Below are 21,069 nucleotides of genomic sequence, written 5' to 3' on the forward strand. Positions count from 1 at the left end.
TATGCGGCATGAATTCGATAATTTTAATTCATTTCTGGCAGGTTTTGCTCAACTCTATACTGTGAGTCGGTTCACAGAAAGACGATGATCATGAAAGCCCTCTGCTTGCGCTGGTTACAGACGCCCTTCCAGATTGTATTGCTGGCAGCCATCTGGCTGCTGGCCGATACCGCGGTTCGAACCCTCCATCTGCCCCTGCCCGCCAACCTCACCGGCATGTTGCTGCTGTTGGCCTGCATCCTGCTCGGAGTGGTCAAGGCCGAGTGGTTCAGTGCCGGTGCGCGCTGGTTGCTGGCGGAGATGCTGCTCTTCTTCGTCCCCGCCGTAGTGGCGGTGGTCAACTATCAGGAGCTGCTGCTGCAAGAGGGGTGGCGCATCATGGTGGTGCTGCTGGTGAGCACCACCTTGGTACTCGGCACCACGGCGCTGGTGGTGGATCGGGTTTACCGCCTCGAATTGAAACTGGCCCGCCGGAGTCGCCGTCATGTCTGATACCCTGCTCGGGCTGATCTGTTTCGCCCTCACTCTGCTCTTCTACTACGCCAGCAAATGGCTCTACGGCAAAAAGCGGATCCTGCCGCTGATGCCGCTGCTGCTGGCGCCGACCCTGCTGGTGGCCGTGGTGCTGCTGTTCCACATCCCCTATCAGGACTACATGGCGGAGTCCCACTGGCTGCTCTGGCTGTTGGGCCCGGCCTCCGTCGCCTTCGCGGTGCCGGTCTACGAGAACCGCCAGCTCATTCGTCGCCACTGGCTGTCGCTGTCGGTGGGGGTGGTCGCCTCGGTCATCATGGCGGTGGGGAGTACCGTGCTGCTGGCCCGCTGGCTCGATCTCTCCGACATGCTGCAGCGCAGTCTGGCGATGCGCTCCATCACCACGCCGTTTGCGGTGGAGGCGACCCGCGCCATCGGCGGTCAGAGCGATCTCACGGCGCTGTTTGTGGTGCTGACCGGCGTCATCGGCATGGCGGTGGGGGAGAGCGTGCTCACCGTGCTGGCCATTCGCAGTCGTCTCGGCAAGGGGGCGGGGTTTGGCGCCTCGGCCCACGGTGCCGGCACCGCCAAGGCCTATCAGATGGGTAACGAAGAGGGGGTGGTCTCCAGCATGGTGATGATGATTGCCGGCATGGTGACCGTGCTGCTGGCGCCCCTGCTGGGCCGGATGTTCTGGTAGGCTGAGCTTCCCTTTACAAGGCGGCCCATCCCGGCGCTACACTCTAGTGAGCGTGTATTTCCGGGATGAGCAGTATGACCTTTCATCGCCTCGCGTCCTTCTTGCTGCTGTGCAGCCTCTCACTTCTTGCCGCCCCCCTACGGGCGAGCGACGTCATCACTCACATCAGCCCCGAGAGCGATCGGGACTTGCGTACCCTCTATTTTCGCGATCTGTTGCAGCTGGCGCTGGAGAAGACCCGCGACAGCTTCGGTGACTACGAGCTGCGGACCGCGCCGCCGATGAACCGTATCCGGATGCGACAGATTGTGCAGACTCAGCAATACCCCAATCTGTTTGTGGCCGACAGTCTGCGTCCGGCCGCGGAGAGCGAAGCGCTGGATTACGTTCGTTTTCCGGTGGAGCTGGGCATCCTCGGTTATCGCATCTGCTTTGTCAGCCCGCAGCAGGCCGACGCAGTGGCAAGGGTCAATACCCTGACCGAGCTGCAGCAATTTCTGCACGGGCAGGGGCGTGGCTGGCAGGATGCGGAGATCCTGCGTCATGGGGGATTCAAGGTGCAGGAGATCGACGGTTACGAGCGGCTATTCAAATTGGTGGCGCGCGGTCGCATCGATCTGTTTTGCCGCGGGGCCAACGAGCTCTTTATCGAGCAGGAGCAGCACAGTGATATGCCCGGCCTCACCGTGGAGCAGCATATCGCCCTGCACTATCCCTTCCTCCACCTCTTCTACACCCACAAGGATAATCAGGCCGCCATCCGCCGCCTATCGGTCGGCCTCAAGCTGGCGTGGCGGGATGGTTCGCTGCAACAGCTCTGGCTGCGCCACTTCAAACCTTCCCTCGAGCAGGCGCAGCTCCCCAGGCGCCTGTTGTTCGAGTTGGCCAATCCGCGCCTTGATAAGGTGGACTTTGATTATCGGGCCTACCACTACAACCCCGTCGACGGGACGTTCGGGCCCGGGCTGCCTTGATCCTGATGGTGCTGTTTCCGGATAAAGGGCCGTTTCTGCTGATGTGCTAAATCATGCCAAAAAGGCATGTTTTTTATTATTTAAATTCATTTTTTGAAGGTTGGTGCGCTGCATATACTGGGGGTCGCTTCACGGTTCAGGTTTGCTCCTGCCCGCTTCTGGCTTGTGCGAGTGAGCCTGAATCGTCCTGCTGCGGCGTCTTGATGTTCTGCATGAAGGCGTCCATCACTGGGCCGGGATCGATCCCGGCAGGTATTACAGCTGACGGAGCCTTGTTATGTTTAATTCCCACTCTTGCGCCCTGATTGTCGAAGGGGGCGCGATGCGCGGCATCTTTGCCAGCGGCGTGCTCGATGCCTTCGTGGAAAGCCATCACTATCCGTTCGATTTCGTCATGGGCGTCTCGGCCGGTGCCACCAATCTGGTCTCCTACCTGAGCGAGCAGCCGCGCCGCAGCCACCACATCATCACCGAGCTGGCTTGCAGCTCCCGTTTTCTCGATCCCCTGCGTTTCGTCAAAGGGGGCGATCTGGTGGACATCGGCTGGCTGTGGCAGGCCAGTCGCCATCGCTTCCCGCTCGATCTCGAGACCTTCTGCGCCCGCGACATTCCCTTTTACGCGGTGGCGACCGATGTGGCGAGCGGTAAGGCCATCTATCTGCCGGTGCGGCCCGACAACATGGATGAGGTGCTGACTGCCACCTGCGCTCTGCCGGTGGTGCAGCACGATACCCCCTGCGTCGAAGGTCGCCCGATGGCCGATGGCGGGATCAGCGACTCCATTCCGGTGATCGAGGCCTATCGGCGCGGGGCGCGGCGGATGACAGTGGTGCTGTCGGAACCCTGGGGATATCGCAAGAAGCCGGCCCGTTTCTGCTGGATGGTCAAAGCCTTGCTGAAAACCCAACCTGCGCTGGCGCAAGCCATGCTGGCGCGGGATCGCGCCTACAACCGGGCACTCGATTTCATCGCCAATCCCCCTGCCGATTGCGAGATCGAGGTGATCGCGCCACCGACCGATTTCATGGTCTCCCGTTTTACCCAGGACCCGGTCAAGCTGGAGTCTGGCTATCTGCAGGGTTACTGGCAGGGGCGCCAGAGCCTGCTGCGGGCCCGTGGAGAGGCGCGAGCGGTGGCCTGACTGGTTTGCCGGGTGCTGAATATAGAAAGGGGAACCTCGCGGTTCCCCTTTTGCATGCTTGTGCGGTAGTCGCTGATTACAGCATCTGCTTGAGGCGATAGAGCAGATCCAGTGCCTGACGGGGGGTTAGCTCGTCCGGATGCAGCGCTTCCAGCTCTTCCACCACCGGATGAGGCTGCGGGGCGAGGGCCATCGGGGCAGGGCTGCTTTCACCGGCGGCGACCGGAGTGGCGCTCTCCAGCTCGTGCAGTTTGTGACGGGCCTGCTGGATCACCGATTTCGGCACCCCGGCCAACGCTGCCACTTGCAGGCCGTAGGAGCGGCTGGCCGCCCCTTCCTGCACCGCGTGCATAAAGGCGATGGTGTCGCCATGCTCTACCGCATCGAGGTGGACGTTGGCCAGCCCACTCATCAACTCCGGCAAGCGGGTCAGCTCGAAGTAGTGGGTGGCAAACAGGGTGTAGGCGCCAATCTTGCTCGCCAGCTGTTCGGCACAGGCCCACGCCAGCGAGAGGCCGTCGTAGGTGCTGGTGCCGCGGCCAATTTCGTCCATCAGCACCAGACTGCGGGCGGTGGCGTTGTTGAGGATGTTGGCGGTCTCGGTCATCTCCACCATAAAGGTGGAGCGGCCGGAGGCGAGATCGTCCGATGCCCCGATGCGGGTAAAGATGCGGTCGATGGGGCCGATGCGGGCGCTGTCGGCGGGGACGAAGGCTCCGATGTGGGCCAGCAGCACGATCAGCGCGGTCTGGCGCATGTAGGTGGATTTACCGCCCATGTTGGGGCCAGTGATGATCAGCATCCGCCGCTCCCGCTCCAGCCGGATGGGGTTGGCGATGAAGGGGTCGGTCATCACCTGCTCCACCACCGGATGGCGGCCCGCCTCGATGATGATCTGATCTTCGTCGATGAGGGTGGGGCAGCGATAGTCGAGGGTCTCGGCCCGCTCGGCCAGGTTGGCCAGCACGTCCAGCTCCGCCAGCGCGGCAGCGGACTCCTGCAGATCGCCCAGATGCGGTAGCAGAGCATCGAGCAGCTCCTCGTAGAGGCGTTTCTCCAGCGCCAGCGCCTGCGCCTGGGCGGTGAGCACCCGATCCTCGTATTTTTTCAGCTCGTCGATGATGTAGCGTTCATTGTTCTTGAGGGTTTGGCGGCGGATGTAGTGGGCCGGCACCAGATGGCTGTTGGCGCGGCTCACCTCGATATAGAAGCCGTGCACCTTGTTGTAACCCACCTTGAGGGTGTTGATGCCGGTCAGCAGCTTCTCCCGCTCCTCGATGCGGGCGAGGCTGGCGGTGGCGCCGTTGGCCAGATCCCGCAGCTCGTCCAGCTCGGCGTTGAACCCTTCACGGATCACGCCGCCATCGCGGATCAGCACCGGCGGCACCTCCATCACGGCGCGCTCCAGCAGGTCCAGCAGCTCGGGGAAGGTGCTGGCCCGCTCGCGCAACTGCTGCACCGCTTCGTGCTCGCTCTCCGCCAGCAAGCGCTGCAATTCGGGCAGCTGGGCAAAAGCCTGCCGCAGCCGGGTGAGATCGCGCGGACGGGCCGAGCGCAGGGCCAGACGCGCCAGCACCCGCTCCACATCGCCGACCTGACGCAGCAATCCGCCCAACTCGTCATAGAGGTTCTGCTCGATCAGCTCCTTGATGGTGCTCTGGCGACCTTTCAGGATTACCCGATCGCGGATCGGCTGGTGGAGCCAGCGCTTGAGCAGCCGGCTGCCCATCGGCGTGGCGGTGCAATCGAGCACGGCGGAGAGGGTGTTGTCGTGACCGCCGGCCAGATTCTGGGTCAGCTCCAGATTGCGACGGGTGGCGGCATCCATGATGACCGCGTGATCCGGCTGCTCGAGGCGCACGCTGCGAATGTGGGGCAGGGCGGTGCGCTGGGTGTCCTTAACGTACTGCATCAGGCAACCGGCAGCGCACAGGGCGGTCTCGCTCTGTTCGACGCCAAAGCCCACCAGATCCTGGGTGCCGAATTGTTGGCAGAGCAGCTTGCGGGCGGTGCCAAGTTCGAACTCCCACTCCGGGCGGCGGCGCAGACCGCGGCGACCCTCGACGTGGTGCAGGAAGGCGAAGGATTCGGGGTAGAGCAGCTCCGCCGGATTGGTGCGCTGCAGCTCCGCCAGCAGGGTCTCTTCTTTCTCGAACTGGTTGATGAAGAAGCGGCCGGAGCCGATGTCCATGGTGCCATAGCCGAAGCGGCGGCCATCGTGGTAGACGGCGGCGATCAGGTTGTCCTGCCGCTCGCTGAGCAGCGCCTCGTCGGAGACGGTGCCCGGGGTGATGATGCGAATGACCTTGCGCTCCACCGGCCCCTTGCTGGTGGCGGGATCCCCCACCTGTTCGCAGATGGCGGCAGATTCGCCGAGCTGCACCAGCTTGGCCAGATAACCCTCGATGGCGTGATAGGGAACACCCGCCATCGGGATGGGGCTACCGGCCGACTGGCCGCGCTTGGTCAGGGAGATGTCGAGCAGCTGGGAGGCCTTGCGGGCATCGTCATAGAACAACTCGTAGAAGTCGCCCATCCGGTAGAACAGCAGGATCTCCGGGTTCTCGGCCTTGAGGCCAAGGTACTGCTGCATCATGGGCGTGTGGGCGCTCAGATTGGCGCCGGGAGCGGAGCTTGTGGCGCCGCTGGCTTGGTGTTGTGCGGTCATGTTCTGTTCCAGAAGGGGCCTCTGCGGGCCAGTGTCTGCGGTGATGAGCCTTGGGCTTGATGGCGCCATTCTACACATAAGCGCCGCGACGGGGGAGCAGGTGTTCCGGGCGCGGTTGCTCTGCGCTATTGAAGGCATGGCACAGGTGCGGCACCTCACATTGTGGCAGGCAAGGGCGGTCTGCCGTGGTTGCGGGCGGCGCTAGCGGGATCGCATAATGTGCCCCTTGAGCGGATCATAAGGAGTCGTGATGAAACTGGATGCAGAGATAGAGCACCTTGCCATCGAGCTGGGACGGACCCTTGGCCAGCGGGGCTGGCTGGCGGCGACCGCCGAATCCTGTACCGGCGGCGGGGTGGCCAGCGCCATCACCGACATCGCGGGTAGCTCCGGCTGGTTCGATCGCGGATTTGTCACCTACACCAACGAGGCCAAGCAGCAGATGTTGGGGGTGAGCAGCGATAGCCTTGAACAGCACGGTGCGGTGAGTGAAGCCGTAGTGCTGGAGATGGCCCGCGGCGCGCTGGCGCATTCGTCTGCCTCCATCAGCGTTGCTATCAGTGGCATCGCCGGCCCCGGCGGCGCCACCGAAGGCAAGCCGGTCGGCACCGTCTGGTTCGCCTGGGCCGACCGCAACGGTCGTCACCACTCCCTGCTCGCCCGCTTCGACGGGGATCGCCGACAGGTACGCCAGCTGGCGGTGAGACAGGCCTTGTCGGGTCTGTTGGCGCTGCTCAGATAAATTGGGCTTGATACTGTATGAATAGACAGTATACTTAGCCCAACTTCACTTCTTACTCACGATTTCCAGCGGAGATTGGCATGGATCAGAACAAACAGAAGGCACTGGCGGCTGCGCTGGGTCAGATTGAAAAGCAGTTCGGCAAAGGTTCCATCATGCGTCTGGGCGACAGCAAGACCATGGATATCGAAGCCATCTCTACCGGTTCCCTCTCGCTGGACGTGGCGCTGGGCATTGGCGGTCTGCCGTGTGGCCGTATTGTCGAAATCTACGGCCCGGAATCTTCCGGTAAAACCACCCTCACCCTGCAGGTGATCGCCGAAGCCCAGAAGAAAGGCAAGACCTGTGCCTTCGTCGATGCGGAACACGCCCTCGACCCTATCTACGCTGCCAAGCTGGGCGTCAACGTCGACGACCTGCTGATCTCCCAGCCGGATACCGGTGAACAGGCGCTGGAGATCTGCGACATGCTGGTTCGCTCCAACGCGGTTGACGTTATCATCGTCGACTCCGTGGCGGCCCTGACGCCGAAAGCGGAAATCGAAGGGGAGATGGGTGACTCCCACGTTGGCCTGCAGGCCCGTCTGATGTCCCAGGCGCTGCGCAAGCTGACCGCCAACATCAAGAACGCCAACTGCCTGTGCATCTTCATCAACCAGATCCGGATGAAGATCGGCGTCATGTTCGGTAGCCCGGAGACCACTACCGGTGGTAACGCGCTCAAGTTCTACGCCTCCGTGCGTCTGGATATCCGTCGTATCGGCGCCATCAAGGAAGGCGACGAAGTGGTCGGTAACGAGACCCGCGTCAAAGTGGTCAAGAACAAGGTGGCCCCGCCCTTCAAGCAGGCCGAATTCCAGATCTTCTACGGCGCCGGTATCTCCAAAGAGGGCGAGCTGGTGGATCTCGGCGTCAAGCACAAGCTGATCGACAAGGCCGGCGCCTGGTACAGCTACAACGGCGAGAAGATCGGTCAGGGCAAGGCCAACGTGATGAAGCTGTTCGCCGAGAACAAGGTGATGGCTGGCGAAGTGGAAGCCCGCTTGCGCGAGCTGCTGCTCTCCGGCGCAGTGCCTGTCGATGACAAGGCTGCACCGGTTGAGGCAGACGAGTTCGATGCCGAAAGCGAACAAGAGTTCGAATAAGGAACAAAGGAAGGCCGGGTAGATACCCGGCCTTGTTATTTATGATGGTTGATGAATCCGTTACCGAACCGGTCGAGCCTGCCGAACCGACCTTTGCCGAGCAGCTTGCCGCCGCCCGCGCCTTTGCCATGCGCAGTTTGGCCCGCCGCGAGAGTGCCGAGTCAGAGCTGGCCAACCGGCTGCGCCAGCAGGGCTTCAATGAAGAGGTGATCGAGGCGGTGGTCGACTACTGCCGCGGTTACAACTGGGTCAATGACGAACGTTACGGCGGTATGGCGGTGCGGGCCGGTGCCGCCAAGGGCCATGGCCCCATCAAGATCCGCTTCGATCTGCGCCGCAAGGGGCTCGACGATATGCAGATTGATGCCGCATTCGATCAGCCGGAGCTGGACTGGTTCGAACTGGCGTTTGCCCTGCTCGAACGGCGCGCCCGGGTGGCCGATCTGGCCGATTTCAAGCTGCGGATGAAGTGGCTCAAATATCTGCTGGGGCGCGGCTTTACCCAGGATCAGGCCCGTTACGCCATCTCGGCCCTGCAGGAGCGGGAAGAGTAACGCCACTGCGTGGCAAACGCCGTTTCACCTCTCCTTGCGGCAGGTTTTTCCTGCCCGTTCAGTAGCTTGCGCGCATAATCCCGAAAAAGCGGCCTTTTGTTTATCTCAGCCCTCTTTATGCGCTGCTTTTTTGCCTCTCGACACTGGAAAAAGCCACTGTAGGCGGTGCCGCTCTTTTCTGGCCCGTTTATGTGCGCTTTTTCGCCCGTGGCGGCCCTGTCCGTTTTACTTTACCCCGCAGAAAACTTACATTAATGCGGTTAAAAGTCCGTATTCGAATCAAGCAGGATTTTCCATGTATATGTCCACGTCAGAGATTCGCGCTGCGTTTCTCGAGTATTTCCGTTCCCAGGGGCACCAGGTTGTCTCCTCCAGCTCGCTGGTACCGCATAACGACCCGACCCTGTTGTTTACCAACGCGGGTATGAACCAGTTCAAGGACGTGTTCCTTGGCGCAGACAAGCGTGCCTACAATCGCGCGACGACTTCCCAGCGTTGCGTGCGTGCCGGTGGTAAGCACAACGATCTGGAAAACGTCGGCTATACCGCTCGTCACCACACCTTCTTCGAAATGCTGGGCAACTTCAGCTTCGGTGACTACTTCAAACAGGATGCCATCAAGTTTGCATGGGGTTTCCTGACCGAGGTGCTGCAGCTGCCGAAAGATCGCCTGCTGGTGACCGTCTACGCGACTGACGATGAAGCTTTCGACATCTGGGAAAAAGAGGTCGGTGTCCCGGCCGATCGCATCGTGCGCATCGGTGACAACAAGGGTGCCCCTTACGCTTCCGACAACTTCTGGGCGATGGGCGATACCGGCCCGTGTGGTCCCTGCACCGAGATCTTCTATGACCACGGCGATCACATCTGGGGCGGCCGTCCCGGCTCACCGGAAGAGGATGGCGACCGTTTCATCGAGATCTGGAACGTGGTGTTCATGCAGTTCAACCGTCAGGCTGACGGCACCATGGAGCCGCTGCCGCGTCCGTCCGTGGATACCGGCATGGGGCTGGAGCGTATCTCCGCCATCATGCAGGGTGTCCACTCCAACTACGAAATCGACATCTTCCAGGCGCTGATCAAGAAAGCGGCCGAGATTGTCGGCACCACCGATCTGAGCAACCAGTCCCTGCGCGTCATCGCTGACCACATCCGCTCCTGCGCCTTCCTGGTGGCAGATGGCGTGATGCCGTCCAACGAAGGTCGTGGCTATGTGTTGCGTCGCATCATCCGCCGCGCCGTGCGTCACGGTCGCAAGCTGGGCGCGACCGATGTCTTCTTCTACAAACTGGCTGCCGAGCTGGCCGCACAGATGAAGGATGTCGCTGCCGAGCTGATCGCGCAGCTGCCGCTGGTCGAGCGCGTGCTGCGCATCGAAGAGGAGCAGTTCGTCCGCACTCTGGATCGCGGTCTGCTGCTGCTGGAAGACGCTCTGGCCAACCTGGGTGATGCCAAGGTTATTCCGGGCGAAGTGGTGTTCAAGCTCTATGACACTTACGGCTTCCCGGCCGACCTGACTGCCGACGTGGTGCGCGAGCGCGAGATCGGCATCGACGAAGAGGGCTTCAAGGCCGAGATGGAGAAGCAGCGTGCTCGTGCCAAAGAGGCCTCCAGCTTCGGCGTGAACTACAACGAGATGCTCAAGCTCGACTTCGAGACCCCCTTCACCGGTTACAAGACCCTGACCGAGCGCACCCGCGTGGTTGGTATCTACAAGGGTGTGGAAGAGGTGAGCGGTCTTATCGCCGGTGACGAAGCGGTCATCGTGCTGGAAGAGACCCCCTTCTACGCCGAGTCTGGCGGCCAGATCGGCGACAGCGGTACCCTGAAAGTGGACGACGGTATCTTTGCCGTGACCGACACCCTGAAAGCGGGCAAGGCGATCATCCACAAGGGCTACATGGAGCTGGGCACCCTGGAGAAGGGCGCCGAAGTGGAAGCCGTGGTTGACGCTGACCGTCGTCAGGCCATCGCCCTGAACCACTCCGTGACTCACCTGCTGCACGCTGCCCTGCGTCAGGCTCTGGGCGAGCACGTCACCCAGAAAGGTTCTCTGGTTGGAGCCGAGCGCATGCGTTTCGACTTCTCCCACTTCGAGGGGCTGACCATGGCGACCATTCGCCGGGTCGAGGAGCTGGTCAACAACCAGATCCGCGCTAACCACGAAATCACCACCCAGTTGATGGATCTGGAAGCGGCCAAGTCCGCCGGTGCCATGGCGCTGTTTGGTGAGAAATATGAAGACGACGTGCGTGTGGTGCGCATGGGCGACTACTCCACCGAGCTGTGCGGCGGTACTCACGCCAAGCGCACCGGTGATATCGGCTTCTTCAAGATCATCGCCGAGAGCGGCATCGCAGCTGGCGTGCGCCGTATCGAAGCGGTGACCGGCAAAGCGGCCATCGACTTCATGCATCAGGTTGGCGAGCAGATCGAAGAGGCTGCTGCCCTGGTGAAAGGTGATCAGTTCTGCATCGCCGACAAGGTTCGCCAGATGCTGGACAAGGCCAAGATGATGGAGCGCGAGCTGGAGCAGCTCAAGGCCAAGCTGGCCGCTCAGGCCGGTAACGACCTGCTGGGTCAGGTAATCGAGATCAATGGTCAGAAGGTGCTGGTTGCAGCGCTGGAAGGGGCCGATCCGAAATCCCTGCGCGGCATGCTGGACGAGCTGAAGAACCAGATGAAGTCCGGTGTCGTGCTGCTGGCCACCTGTGCCGATGGCAAGGTCAACTTGATCGCGGGCGTCACCAACGACCTGACCGGCAAGGTCAAGGCCGGTGAGCTGGTCAATCTGGTTGCCCAGCAGGTGGGTGGCAAGGGCGGTGGCCGTCCGGACATGGCACAGGCGGGTGGTACCCAGCCTGAGGCGGTGCCGGCAGCACTGCAATCCGTTCACTCCTGGCTGGAAGAGCGCCTGTAATCGGGCGAGGTGATCTGTGGCACTCTATGTACAGAAGTACGGCGGCACCTCGGTCGGCACACTGGAGCGGATCGAGGCGGTAGCTGAGCGGGTCGAGCAGACCCGCGCCCAGGGACACGACGTGGTGGTGGTTGTCTCCGCCATGTCGGGCGAAACCAACCGGCTGCTGGGCATGGCCCAGCAGCTGGATCCTGATGCCAACCGGCGGGAGATGGATGTACTGGTCTCCACCGGTGAGCAGGTCACCATAGCGCTGCTGGCCATCGCGTTGAACAAACGCGGTTGTCCTGCGGTCTCGATGACCGGTGATCAGGTACGGATTCACACCGATTCCGCCTATGGCAAGGCGCGCATCACCCACATCGACACCGAGCTGGTTCATGCCGAACTGGCTGCGGGCAAGGTGGTGGTGATCGCCGGTTTCCAGGGCCGTGACGAGCATAACGCCATCACGACTCTGGGCCGCGGCGGTTCGGATACCACGGCGGTTGCCGTGGCGGCGGCCATCAAGGCCGATGAGTGCCAGATCTTTACCGATGTGGATGGGGTATACACCACGGATCCGCGCATCGAACCCAAGGCGCGTCGTCTCGACACCATCACCTTCGAGGAGATGCTGGAGATGGCCAGTCTCGGCGCCAAGGTGCTACAGATCCGCTCGGTGGAGTTTGCGGGCAAGTACCGCGTCCCGCTGCGGGTGCTGTCGAGCTTTATCGATGGAGAGGGAACCTTAATCACATATGGAGGTGATAGGATGGAAGCTCCCCTGGTATCCGGGATCGCTTTTAACCGCAACGAGGCCAGCCTGACCATTCTGGGCGTGCCGGACAGACCAACCGTTGCCGCGCAGATCCTGAATCCGATCAGCGACGCCAACATTGATGTCGACATGATTGTGCAGAACACCCTGGGAGATGGCACCGCCGACTTCACCTTCACGGTGAATCGTGACGACTATCGCCGTGCCCGGGCTCTGTTGGAGGAGACCGCCACCGAACTTGGCGCCTCCTGCGTGCAGGGCAATGGCGAGATTGCCAAGGTCTCCATTGTCGGTGTCGGCATGTGGAACCATCCCGGTGTTGCGCGCACCATGTTCAAGGTATTGGGCGAGGAGGGGATCAACATGCAGTTGATCTCGACCTCTGAAATCAAAATCTCTGTGGTGATTGACGAGAAGTATCTGGAGCTGGCGGTGCGAGCCCTGCACGCGGCTTTCGGGTTGGATCAGGCACCGCAAGAGCAGCCCTTGGGCTAACAATCTCTGATTGATTTAGTTTCAACCATTTACCATATCGGTATCTTTGTTAGATAATGTCGCATATCGATATAAAAACAAAACAGGATACAGGAGCAAGCGAATGCTTATTTTGACTCGTCGTGTTGGGGAAACCCTGATGATTGGTGATGAAGTAACTGTCACCGTACTGGGTGTTAAAGGCAACCAGGTCCGTATCGGTGTTAACGCGCCGAAAGAGGTCTCCGTTCACCGCGAAGAGATCTACCAGCGCATCCAGGCCGAGAAAGTTCCGGGCCAACCGGGCTTCTAAGCCACTTTCATGGCTGTGACAAGGCGACACCTCATGTGTCGCCTTTTGTTTTTTCGGCCCCTGAAATCGCCCTGCAGGGCGCGAAACTGCGGGATAAGTGCCGATATTGTTTGAATATTCCACGCTTTGACCAAATGCTGAGCGAACGCACTTTTTTCTCCAAAAAAGTGTTTGACTAAAAATCCCTGTGAAGTATTATCAGCCCCGCAAACGGAGAGGTGGCCGAGAGGCTGAAGGCGCTCCCCTGCTAAGGGAGTATGCGGCTTATACCCGCATCGGGGGTTCGAATCCCCCCTTCTCCGCCATTTGCGCCCGTAGCTCAGCTGGATAGAGTACCTGGCTACGAACCAGGTGGTCAGAGGTTCGAATCCTCTCGGGCGCACCATATTACGACTCAAGCAAGAGTCATGTGTTGACCATCAGCAAGTCGACACTTTGGAAAAGGCTTACTGATAAGTAAGCTTTTTTTATCGTTTTAAAACAGGGCGCCCGTAGCTCAGCTGGATAGAGTACCTGGCTACGAACCAGGTGGTCAGAGGTTCGAATCCTCTCGGGCGCACCATTTAAAACGACACAACGATTTATGAGCGCCCGTAGCTCAGCTGGATAGAGTACCTGGCTACGAACCAGGTGGTCAGAGGTTCGAATCCTCTCGGGCGCACCATTTTTCAAGCAGTACACAAAAGTTTGTGAGCGCCCGTAGCTCAGCTGGATAGAGTACCTGGCTACGAACCAGGTGGTCAGAGGTTCGAATCCTCTCGGGCGCACCATTTTTTAAGCAGTGCACAAGAGTTTATGAGCGCCCGTAGCTCAGCTGGATAGAGTACCTGGCTACGAACCAGGTGGTCAGAGGTTCGAACCCTCTCGGGCGCACCATACAGACAGCCTCGACTTCGGTCGGGGCTGTTTTTTTATGGGCGATATTTAACTTTTTGGTGCGGATCCCCGTGCGCTGTTGCGGGTGGATCGCCCGTTTACCTGGCTGTTCTGGTCCTCATTTCTTCCCCTTTCTGTGATTGCGCACCGATCTTCTGAACGGTGCAACCCCTTGCCACCCTTTGCCTCATCTATAGGCGCCCTGTATGCCTGCTGTTGCAACGGCAGATGCCGCGCAGCTTATCACTCAAGGTTCGCTCATCTACATCCTGCAAGGCCTGCAGAGGCGTTTTGCGGGCAATAAAAAAGGATGCCGCAGCATCCTTTTGTGTTGAGATATTGACTCAGCTTTTCAACCATTTGCGAATGCGGTTGGCATCGCCGATAGGGGTGCGTTTGCCCACCGAGTTGAGTAGCACGATGGCAAGCTCGCGGCTGTCCGGTTTGGCGCGCATCACCAGACAGCGTCCTGCCTCGTCAGTGAAGCCGGTCTTGGAGAGGCGCACGTCCCAATCCGGGTTTTTCACCAGCGGGTTGGTGTTGTTGAACATCAGGCTATAGGCGGGGGCGCTGAAGCGCATCTCCCTGTTCTCATCCTGAGTGAACTGACGGATCAGCGGCTGACGATAGGCGGCGGCGGCCAGCTTGCCCAGATCTTGGGCGGTAGAGACGTTGCGGGTGGAGAGGCCGGTGGAGTCATAGAAGTGGGTATTTCGCATACCCAGCTGTCTGGCCTTGTTGTTCATGGCCCGCACGAAGGCGCTGCGACCGCCCGGATAGTGACGCGCCAGTGCCGAGGCCATCCGGTTTTCGGAGGACATCAATGCCAGATGCAGGGCGTCGCGGCGGGTCACCTTGGTGCCCATGCGGATGCGGGAGTGAGTGTGTTTGACCCGATCCAGATCGTTCTTGTCGACCGTGATGGTCTGGTTGAGATTCTGTTTGGCATCCAGCACCACCAGCGCTGTCATCAGCTTGGTGAGGGAGGCGATGGGACGCACCTTGGTGGCATTCTTCTGGTAGAGCGTCTTGCCCGTTTTTACATCCACGACCAGGGCGCTGCTTGAGCGTACTTCCAGTTTGGCAGGGTTGGGTGCCGCGCTGACCGCAGGCAATCCCAGTATTCCCATCAACCCGACAACCAGCGCTGCTGCGCGAATCCGACACCACATACAACCGACTCCGTTCCCATCCAAAAAAAGGCGCTAGATTCACTCATTTTTACCCCAGCTTTACAAGGGCCGAGCGGGACTATTTCTGCTATTTGCGCGAAATTGGCGATCAAAAAAGCCCTCTGGCGAGGGCTTTCGGGTCGGGCGTTGGGCGAGGGGTCAATCCCGCGGCTGCGCAGCCCTGCGTTTGCTGATCCAGCGCCAGACCAGCGCCACCATGCCACCCAGCAGCAGGGCCACCGGCAGATAGATGATGATGTTGAAGAACTGGGTCTGGTATTCGGCGGCCAGCTTGGTGTGGCTCAGGTAGTAGCCAAACCCGACCAGCGGGCAGATCCACATGATGGAGCTGATCAGATTGACGATGAGAAAGCGCCCCTGGGGCAGTTCGGTGGCACCCACTATATAGGGGTAGGCGGTGCGCACGAAGGCGATATAGCGCGCGGTGATCAGGGTGATGATCCCGTACTTGTCCAGCAGGTGGTAGACCTTCTGCTGGTGTCGCTCTTCCACGTGGGACATCAGCCGATGGTAGAGCTGGGTGTGGCCGAGAAAGCGCCCCTGCATGTAACCGAGCCAGGTACCGACAAAGGTGGCCATGATCAACAGCGGGATCACCCCGAGAGACAATACATCCTGATAGATGAGTACGCCGGTGAGGATCAGCAGGCTGTCACCGGGCAGAAAGGCGGTAGGGATGAATCCGTTTTCCAGTACCAGAAACGTCAGAATCACACCACAGATCATGAAGGCCATCTTGGGATCGGAAAGTGTGTTCAGATCGTGATTCATAAAGGCGTGAGCCAGTTGGTAAAACTGCTCCATACTTGCAAACTCCGCAGGTTAGCTGGGTTGATCGGTCAAGGGCATGGCGAGCACCTTGTCGATGCGCAGGCCATCCATGTCAACAATTTCCAGTTGCCACTGTTCCAGTGTCACCAGGTCTCCGGTTTGTGGAACACGACCAAGGAGCAGCATGATAAGCCCTCCGAGGGTGTGATAGTGATGTTTTTCTTCTTCTGGCAGACGAACCAACTCCAGACAGTCCTTCAACTCTGGCAGCGGGATCAGGCCATCGAGCAGCCAGCTGCCGTCGGCGCGCCGGAAGGCCCAGTTGTCCTCGCCATCCTCCTGCTGGAAATCCCCCGCCAGCGCCTCCAGCAGATCCTGCTGGGTGACCAGTCCCTGCAGCTCGCCATATTCGTCCACCACCAGCGCCATCTGTTCGCTGTGGGTGCGGAAGTGGTTGAGCAGCTCGACGCCGTTGAGGGTCTCGGGCAGCAGGCTGCCCTCCTGGGTCAGGGCAGCCAGATCGATGGGCTCCCCCTTGATATAGGCGTGCAGCACCTTGCTGACATTGATGATACCCACCAATTCTGACAGGTTGCCGTCGCAGACCGGAAAATAGCTGTGGCGATACTCCACCAGCCGCTGCAGGTTGGTCTCCAGCGGCAGCGCCAAATCCAGATAGCGGATATCGCTGCGCGGCACCATCAGGGAGGAGAGGCTGCGCTCGTCGAGACGGAAGACGTTGCGCAGCATGGTGTGTTCATGATCCTCGATCACCCCGGCTTCAGAGCCCTCCACCAGCATGGCGTGGATCTCCTCCTCGGTAACGTTGGCGCTGCCGTTCTGGTTGACCCGCAGCAGCCGCAGGCTGGCATTGGTAGAGGCCGACAGCAGCCAGACGAAGGGGCGGGTCAGGGTGGCGAGCCAGTGCATGGGGCGGGCCACCAGACAGGCGATGCGCTCGGCATTGAGCTGGCCAAGCCGCTTGGGCACCAGCTCCCCCACCACGATGGAGAGGTAAGTAACCACCACCACCACTATGACGGTGGCGATCAGGCCACTGCTCTTGGCCGGGAGTCCCCACTCCTGCAACCAGAGGGAGAAGGGCTGGGCCAGCAGGGATTCGCCGTAGATACCGTTGAGCAGACCTATGCTGGTAATGCCGATCTGGACGGCAGAGAGAAAATGGGTCGGGTCTTCGCCCAGTTTGAGGGCGATGGCGGCGGAACGGTTGCCTTCAGAGGCAAGCTTGCCGAGGCGAGCCTTGCGTGCGGTGACGATGGCGATTTCTGACATGGCGAAGACGCCATTAAGCAAAATCAATCCCAGCAGGATCAATATTTCCATACAGCAACAGCACTCCTTGAGTGGATAAGATCGCTGGCAGTGTAATGAATTTGGCGGCGATGCGCTTGTGAAAGCGGGTGATCCGGCTCGCTAATTTGATGACAGCGCTTTGTGATGGCTGAAAAAGATGGCCGGAAAAGGGAAGGATGACTCCGCCAAATGGTGTCATGGACGAAGCGGGAGCTTGGCGAAGTGGCATGGCAGGATGGAAAAGAGCGGGAAGTCCCGCCCTTGCTTGTCACTTGTCAGACAACTGTTATCAGAACTGCTGGAACCAGCGCTGGATCTGGGCCGGATCCTTGCTCTGGGTCAGGGAGAGCATCAGCAGCACCCGCGCCTTCTGCGGGTTGAGAGTGCCGGCGGCCACGAAGCCGTACTTGGCATCGTCGATCTCGGCATCCAGGGTGGTGGCACCGGTCGGCACGCGGGCGGAGCGCACCACACGGATGCCGTCCTTGCTCGCCTTGGCCAGGGTGTCGAACAGGCTGTGATAGAGGTTGCCGTTGCCCACCCCGGCGCTGACGATGCCGTCAAACTTGGCATCCACCATGGCCTTGGCCGGCAGATCGGTGGCGTTGGCATAGTTGTAGACGATGCCCACCTGCGGCAGCTTGTCGAGCTTGCTCACATCGAACGGAGTCTTGCTGGTGTGCAGGCGGGCCGGGCTGCGCTGATAGTCGATCTTGCCGTTGTGGATGTAACCGAGCGGGCCGAAGTTGGGGGCGGCGAAGGTCTGCACCCCGGTGGTGTTGGTCTTGGTGACGTCCCGGGCATCCAGCACTGTGTCGTTCATGGCGACCATGACGCCACGCCCCTTGGAGGCGGGGTCGGAGGCGGTCACCACGGCGTTGTAGAGGTTGAGCGGGCCATCGGCACTCATGGCGGTGGAGGGGCGCATGGCGCCGACCAGTACCACCGGCTTGTCGCTCTTGACGGTCAGATTGAGGAAGTAGGCGGTCTCTTCCATGGTGTCGGTGCCGTGGGTGATGACGATGCCATCCACGTCATCCTTGGCCAGCAGCTCGTTGACCCGTTTGGCCAGCTTGAGCCACACCTCGTCGTTCATGTCCTGAGAGCCGATCTTCACCACCTGCTCACCCTGCACGTCGGCCACGTTCTTCATCTCGGGCACGGCGGCGATCAGGGTTTCGATGGCCACCTTGCCAGCCTCGTAGTTGGATTGGGTAGCGGACTGGCCCGCTCCGGCGATGGTGCCGCCAGTCGCCAGAATGTGCACGTTGGGCAGCGCCATGGCCATGGGGGAGAGGGTCAGGCCGACGACGGCGGCGAGCAGGGTCTTGCGGATCGGTAGGGTCATGCTGCAAATCCTTATGGTTGGAATAATTGCAGCCAGTTTGCCCAGATAACCATCAATATCTGTGATAAAACTCACCAAAAGACAGGTGAGTACAGATTTTTAACCTGTTTTATACCTCTATAGAGATAATTTAACTCGCAGAGAAACCCTTGGCTTCGATCAGGGCGATCAGCTCGGCTTTGCTCAGCTCGCTCTCGATGACGGCCTTGCTGCTGGCAAAGTCGACGGTTGCGGTGGTGACCGCAGGCTGGGCCAGCAGGGTTTTTTGCAGGCTGGCGGCGCAGCCACCACAGGACATGCCGGACACGGTGAGTTCGATGGTCATAAATGCTATCCTCGGTTGATATGGCACAAGGGTAAAGCTGTCGCCTCCGGCAAGGTCAAGCCGTCAGTACATCAGCCCGGATAGTTCATCAGGGTTGCTCCCAGTCGGTGGATGGGTGACATGCGAGCCAAGGTTCATAGTGGCGATGAGGTTGGTAGTTTCCTCTGACAGGGTCAGTACATCAGACCGAGGTAATTCATCAGGGTTGCCCCGAGGCTGGTAGTGACCAGCGAACCGAGGGTGGTGGTGGCGATGATGTTCGCTGCCAGCACGCTGTCGCCCCCCATGGCGCGGGTCATCACATAGCTGGCGGCGGCAGTCGGGGTGGCGCTGATAAGAAACAGGATGCCGAGTTCCAGATGGCTGAAGCCGAGCAGGGCTGCCCCCAGAGTGAACACCGCTGGAATGAGGCAGAGCCGCATCACGCTGGCCCAGCCGGTCAGCGCCGCCCCGCCGCGCAGGGCGCCGAGACTGAGGGAGGCGCCGGTGCAGAGCAACGCCAGCGGCAACGTCATGTTGGCGAAGTAGCTGCCGGTGGTGAGCAGCAGTTGCGGCATCTTGATACCGAGCAGAGTAAAAGGCAGCGCCGCCACTATGGCGATGATGAGCGGATTCTTGATGATGCCGAGCAGAATGGGGCGAATGCCGGTGGCGCCGCCGAGACTGCGGGTGAGGGTGATCACAGCGAGAATGTTGTAGAGCACGGTCACCGCACCGACATAGAAGGCCGCCGCCCCCAACCCCTCGTGGCCGTAGGCGTTCTGCACATAGGCGAGCCCGATAATGGCGCTGTTGCCGCGAAAGCTCCCCTGCACGAAGATGCCGCGCAGCCGCTGCTCCCCGATAAAACGCCCGGCCAGCAGCTCCAGAACCAGATAGCTGATAACGGTGGCGAGCAGGCCATAGCCGATAAACCAGAGGCTCGGCATGGTGGCGAAGTTGGTACCCAGAATACTGAGAAAAAGCAGGGCGGGCAGGGTGACCTGAAACACCAGCCGCGAGGCGGATTCGGTAAAGGGATCCGGCAGCAGCCCCAACCGCTTGAGCAAGATGCCGAGCAGCAGCACCACGCAGATGGGGCCTGTGATGGAGAGGGAGAAGAGCAGACTGGCCAGCAGATCCATGATGGGCATCCTGTGCTGTGCCCACACACCCTGACGGCGGGGCAAAAAGGGCATTCTAACGCCATGGGCTTGTATTCACAGGGGTTAATCACAACAATGTGGGCAATTCCACCGCCTAGCCTCCTGTGAGCCAATTCATGGACAAGAAACTGACCATCCTCGATATCGCCAGACTGAGTGGCGTCGGCAAGTCGACCGTCTCCCGGGTGCTCAACCAGGATCCCAAGGTGAAGCAGGAGACCCGCGAGCGGGTGGAGCAGATCATCGCCGAGCACGGCTTCGTGCCGAGCAAGTCGGCGCGGGCCATGCGCAGCCAGAGCCAGCAGGTGGTGGGGATCATCGTCTCGCGGCTCGACTCCAGCTCGGAGAATCAGGCGGTGCGCGGCATGCTGGAGACCCTCTACCAGCGCGGCTACGATGCCGTGCTGATGGAGAGCAAGTTCTCCCCCGCCAAGGTACAGGAGCATCTGGCGGTGCTGGAGCGGCGCGGGGTGGATGGCATTATCCTGTTCGCCTTCAATGACTTGGACTATGCCGCCATGACGCCGCTGAAAGAGAAGCTGGTGCTGGTCGCCCGTGAATACCCCGGTTTCTCCTCGGTCTGCTTCGACGACGCCGGTGCGGTGCGCACCATGCTGGCGCAGCTGGCAAGCCGTGGCGCCCGCGACATCGCCTATCTGGGGGTGGATGCCTCGGATCTCACCACCGGCCAGCGCCGCCTAGATGCTTATCTCGCCTACTGCGCAGTGCAGGGGTTGCGCCCGCGCAGCGCCCTCGGCGATCTCAGCCTGCAGAGCGGCTACCGGCTGGCGGCCGAGCTGCTTACCCCCTCCACCCAGGCGTTGGTCTGCGCCAGCGACACCCTCGCCATCGGTGCGGCAAAATATCTGCAAGAACAAGGGCGTAGCGAGGTGCTGGTGACCGGCCTTGGCAACAACCCCATGCTCAGTTTCCTCTTCCCCAACGCCCTCAGTCTCGATCTTGGCTACAAGGGGGCAGGGGAGCAGGCGGCGCGTCAGCTGCTCGGTCAGATTGAGCAGGATCAGCCCCCGCTGGTGACAATCGCCCCCTGCCGAACCCTGTGAGCCCCATCACTTCCGACTGAACAAAAAGTGCGCTTTTTGTGACGCTGGCCACGAATTGGGAACGTTCCCATTTCGATCTGGCCAGATTGTCGGCATGCTAAATGGGAACGATACCAAAAACGCTCCGGCCGACAGACTGGCTCAAAAGGGCGATACAGACCACTATTC

19 protein-coding genes and 6 tRNA genes are annotated in these 21,069 nt (G+C 60.6%); 17 read left to right on the forward strand and 8 right to left on the reverse strand.

The window, feature by feature from the left end:
• Window positions 1-90 precede the first annotated feature (90 nt).
• The 4 genes from ACTG1K_RS04985 to ACTG1K_RS05000 all read left to right on the forward strand — a co-directional run bounded on the left by ACTG1K_RS04985 (window position 91) and on the right by ACTG1K_RS05000 (window position 3,289).
• Window positions 91-492, forward strand: coding sequence for a CidA/LrgA family protein (locus ACTG1K_RS04985; RefSeq protein ID WP_041202734.1), 402 nt, complete (start codon window positions 91-93; stop codon window positions 490-492).
• Window positions 485-1,174, forward strand: coding sequence for an LrgB family protein (locus ACTG1K_RS04990; protein ID WP_429136808.1), 690 nt, complete (start codon window positions 485-487; stop codon window positions 1,172-1,174). Before ACTG1K_RS04985 ends, ACTG1K_RS04990 begins: the two co-directional genes overlap by 8 nt.
• 74 nt (window positions 1,175-1,248) lie before the next feature.
• Entirely contained in the window at window positions 1,249-2,148 is a 900-nt protein-coding gene (locus ACTG1K_RS04995) for a hypothetical protein (RefSeq protein WP_429136810.1), read from the forward strand.
• 277 nt (window positions 2,149-2,425) lie between these two features.
• On the forward strand, window positions 2,426-3,289 hold the full coding sequence (locus tag ACTG1K_RS05000; protein WP_204481709.1) for a patatin-like phospholipase family protein: 864 nt from the start codon (window positions 2,426-2,428) through the stop codon (window positions 3,287-3,289).
• A 76-nt stretch (window positions 3,290-3,365) separates the two neighbouring features.
• Here the strand turns inward: ACTG1K_RS05000 and mutS are convergent, their stop codons facing one another.
• A complete protein-coding gene (gene mutS / locus ACTG1K_RS05005; RefSeq protein ID WP_440004888.1) occupies window positions 3,366-5,957 on the reverse strand; it encodes a DNA mismatch repair protein MutS in 2,592 nt (863 codons plus the stop codon).
• 250 nt (window positions 5,958-6,207) lie between these two features.
• Between mutS and ACTG1K_RS05010 the strand changes: the two genes are divergently transcribed.
• From ACTG1K_RS05010 to ACTG1K_RS05065, 12 genes are all read left to right on the forward strand, one after another.
• A complete protein-coding gene (locus ACTG1K_RS05010; RefSeq protein WP_440004889.1) occupies window positions 6,208-6,699 on the forward strand; it encodes a CinA family protein in 492 nt (163 codons plus the stop codon).
• 80 nt (window positions 6,700-6,779) lie between these two features.
• The gene (recA, locus tag ACTG1K_RS05015) at window positions 6,780-7,844 is read left to right on the forward strand and encodes a recombinase RecA (protein ID WP_005348744.1); all 1,065 of its coding nucleotides are present in this window, start codon (window positions 6,780-6,782) and stop codon (window positions 7,842-7,844) included.
• A gap of 44 nt (window positions 7,845-7,888) precedes the next feature.
• Complete coding sequence (locus tag ACTG1K_RS05020; RefSeq protein WP_101530905.1) at window positions 7,889-8,398, forward strand: regulatory protein RecX; 510 nt, start codon at window positions 7,889-7,891, stop codon at window positions 8,396-8,398.
• A 295-nt stretch (window positions 8,399-8,693) separates the two neighbouring features.
• Window positions 8,694-11,318 carry an alanine--tRNA ligase gene (alaS, locus tag ACTG1K_RS05025; protein WP_236322433.1) on the forward strand — a complete coding sequence of 875 codons (2,625 nt, stop codon included), beginning with the start codon at window positions 8,694-8,696 and terminating at the stop codon, window positions 11,316-11,318.
• A 16-nt stretch (window positions 11,319-11,334) separates the two neighbouring features.
• Entirely contained in the window at window positions 11,335-12,573 is a 1,239-nt protein-coding gene (locus tag ACTG1K_RS05030; RefSeq protein ID WP_005336054.1) for an aspartate kinase, read from the forward strand.
• A 103-nt stretch (window positions 12,574-12,676) separates the two neighbouring features.
• Window positions 12,677-12,865 (forward strand): carbon storage regulator CsrA, encoded by a 189-nt coding sequence (gene csrA, locus ACTG1K_RS05035; protein ID WP_005336053.1) that lies wholly within the window; start codon window positions 12,677-12,679, stop codon window positions 12,863-12,865.
• A 212-nt stretch (window positions 12,866-13,077) separates the two neighbouring features.
• Window positions 13,078-13,170 (forward strand) — tRNA-Ser (locus tag ACTG1K_RS05040).
• Window positions 13,171-13,173: 3 nt separating this feature from the next.
• Window positions 13,174-13,250, forward strand: a tRNA-Arg gene (locus tag ACTG1K_RS05045).
• Window positions 13,251-13,350: 100 nt separating this feature from the next.
• Window positions 13,351-13,427: transfer RNA gene (locus tag ACTG1K_RS05050), tRNA-Arg, on the forward strand.
• A 25-nt stretch (window positions 13,428-13,452) separates the two neighbouring features.
• Window positions 13,453-13,529, forward strand: a tRNA-Arg gene (locus tag ACTG1K_RS05055).
• Window positions 13,530-13,558: 29 nt separating this feature from the next.
• Window positions 13,559-13,635, forward strand: a tRNA-Arg gene (locus ACTG1K_RS05060).
• Window positions 13,636-13,664: 29 nt separating this feature from the next.
• Window positions 13,665-13,741, forward strand: a tRNA-Arg gene (locus ACTG1K_RS05065).
• A gap of 344 nt (window positions 13,742-14,085) precedes the next feature.
• Here the strand turns inward: ACTG1K_RS05065 and pbpG are convergent.
• The 7 genes from pbpG to ACTG1K_RS05100 all read right to left on the reverse strand — a co-directional run bounded on the left by pbpG (window position 14,086) and on the right by ACTG1K_RS05100 (window position 19,816).
• Window positions 14,086-14,913, reverse strand: coding sequence for a D-alanyl-D-alanine endopeptidase (pbpG, locus tag ACTG1K_RS05070; protein ID WP_005343009.1), 828 nt, complete (start codon window positions 14,911-14,913; stop codon window positions 14,086-14,088).
• Between the two features lie 159 nt (window positions 14,914-15,072).
• Entirely contained in the window at window positions 15,073-15,738 is a 666-nt protein-coding gene (locus ACTG1K_RS05075; RefSeq protein ID WP_005336051.1) for a DedA family protein, read from the reverse strand.
• Between the two features lie 18 nt (window positions 15,739-15,756).
• A complete protein-coding gene (locus ACTG1K_RS05080; RefSeq protein WP_040069001.1) occupies window positions 15,757-17,049 on the reverse strand; it encodes a hemolysin family protein in 1,293 nt (430 codons plus the stop codon).
• Entirely contained in the window at window positions 17,012-17,218 is a 207-nt protein-coding gene (locus tag ACTG1K_RS05085) for a hypothetical protein (RefSeq protein WP_139123930.1), read from the reverse strand. Before ACTG1K_RS05085 ends, ACTG1K_RS05080 begins: the two co-directional genes overlap by 38 nt.
• Window positions 17,219-17,308: 90 nt before the next feature.
• Window positions 17,309-18,367, reverse strand: coding sequence for an L-asparaginase 2 (gene ansB, locus ACTG1K_RS05090; protein ID WP_421304426.1), 1,059 nt, complete (start codon window positions 18,365-18,367; stop codon window positions 17,309-17,311).
• Between the two features lie 130 nt (window positions 18,368-18,497).
• A complete protein-coding gene (locus ACTG1K_RS05095) occupies window positions 18,498-18,692 on the reverse strand; it encodes a heavy-metal-associated domain-containing protein (RefSeq protein ID WP_440004890.1) in 195 nt (64 codons plus the stop codon).
• Window positions 18,693-18,865: 173 nt separating this feature from the next.
• Window positions 18,866-19,816, reverse strand: coding sequence for an AEC family transporter (locus tag ACTG1K_RS05100; protein WP_216979583.1), 951 nt, complete (start codon window positions 19,814-19,816; stop codon window positions 18,866-18,868).
• A 137-nt stretch (window positions 19,817-19,953) separates the two neighbouring features.
• On the opposite strand from ACTG1K_RS05100, the gene treR reads away from it, so the two are divergent.
• The gene (treR, locus tag ACTG1K_RS05105) at window positions 19,954-20,901 is read left to right on the forward strand and encodes a trehalose operon repressor TreR (RefSeq protein WP_440004891.1); all 948 of its coding nucleotides are present in this window, start codon (window positions 19,954-19,956) and stop codon (window positions 20,899-20,901) included.
• Window positions 20,902-21,069: the final 168 nt, after the last annotated feature.

This window comes from Aeromonas sp. 102P (assembly GCF_051920345.1).
Classification (GTDB): Bacteria; Pseudomonadota; Gammaproteobacteria; order Enterobacterales; family Aeromonadaceae; genus Aeromonas; species Aeromonas veronii.

Coding starts and splice junctions, on each gene's coding strand:
- ACTG1K_RS04985 (WP_041202734.1), top strand. CDS start 91: ATGAAAGCCCTCTGCTTGCGCTGGTTACAGACGCCCTTCCAGATTGTA.
- ACTG1K_RS04990 (WP_429136808.1), top strand. CDS start 485: ATGTCTGATACCCTGCTCGGGCTGATCTGTTTCGCCCTCACTCTGCTC.
- ACTG1K_RS04995 (WP_429136810.1), top strand. CDS start 1,249: ATGACCTTTCATCGCCTCGCGTCCTTCTTGCTGCTGTGCAGCCTCTCA.
- ACTG1K_RS05000 (WP_204481709.1), top strand. CDS start 2,426: ATGTTTAATTCCCACTCTTGCGCCCTGATTGTCGAAGGGGGCGCGATG.
- mutS (WP_440004888.1), bottom strand. CDS start 5,957: ATGACCGCACAACACCAAGCCAGCGGCGCCACAAGCTCCGCTCCCGGC.
- ACTG1K_RS05010 (WP_440004889.1), top strand. CDS start 6,208: ATGAAACTGGATGCAGAGATAGAGCACCTTGCCATCGAGCTGGGACGG.
- recA (WP_005348744.1), top strand. CDS start 6,780: ATGGATCAGAACAAACAGAAGGCACTGGCGGCTGCGCTGGGTCAGATT.
- ACTG1K_RS05020 (WP_101530905.1), top strand. CDS start 7,889: ATGGTTGATGAATCCGTTACCGAACCGGTCGAGCCTGCCGAACCGACC.
- alaS (WP_236322433.1), top strand. CDS start 8,694: ATGTATATGTCCACGTCAGAGATTCGCGCTGCGTTTCTCGAGTATTTC.
- csrA (WP_005336053.1), top strand. CDS start 12,677: ATGCTTATTTTGACTCGTCGTGTTGGGGAAACCCTGATGATTGGTGAT.
- pbpG (WP_005343009.1), bottom strand. CDS start 14,913: ATGTGGTGTCGGATTCGCGCAGCAGCGCTGGTTGTCGGGTTGATGGGA.
- ACTG1K_RS05075 (WP_005336051.1), bottom strand. CDS start 15,738: ATGGAGCAGTTTTACCAACTGGCTCACGCCTTTATGAATCACGATCTG.
- ACTG1K_RS05080 (WP_040069001.1), bottom strand. CDS start 17,049: ATGGAAATATTGATCCTGCTGGGATTGATTTTGCTTAATGGCGTCTTC.
- ACTG1K_RS05085 (WP_139123930.1), bottom strand. CDS start 17,218: ATGACACCATTTGGCGGAGTCATCCTTCCCTTTTCCGGCCATCTTTTT.
- ansB (WP_421304426.1), bottom strand. CDS start 18,367: ATGACCCTACCGATCCGCAAGACCCTGCTCGCCGCCGTCGTCGGCCTG.
- ACTG1K_RS05095 (WP_440004890.1), bottom strand. CDS start 18,692: ATGACCATCGAACTCACCGTGTCCGGCATGTCCTGTGGTGGCTGCGCC.
- ACTG1K_RS05100 (WP_216979583.1), bottom strand. CDS start 19,816: ATGGATCTGCTGGCCAGTCTGCTCTTCTCCCTCTCCATCACAGGCCCC.
- treR (WP_440004891.1), top strand. CDS start 19,954: ATGGACAAGAAACTGACCATCCTCGATATCGCCAGACTGAGTGGCGTC.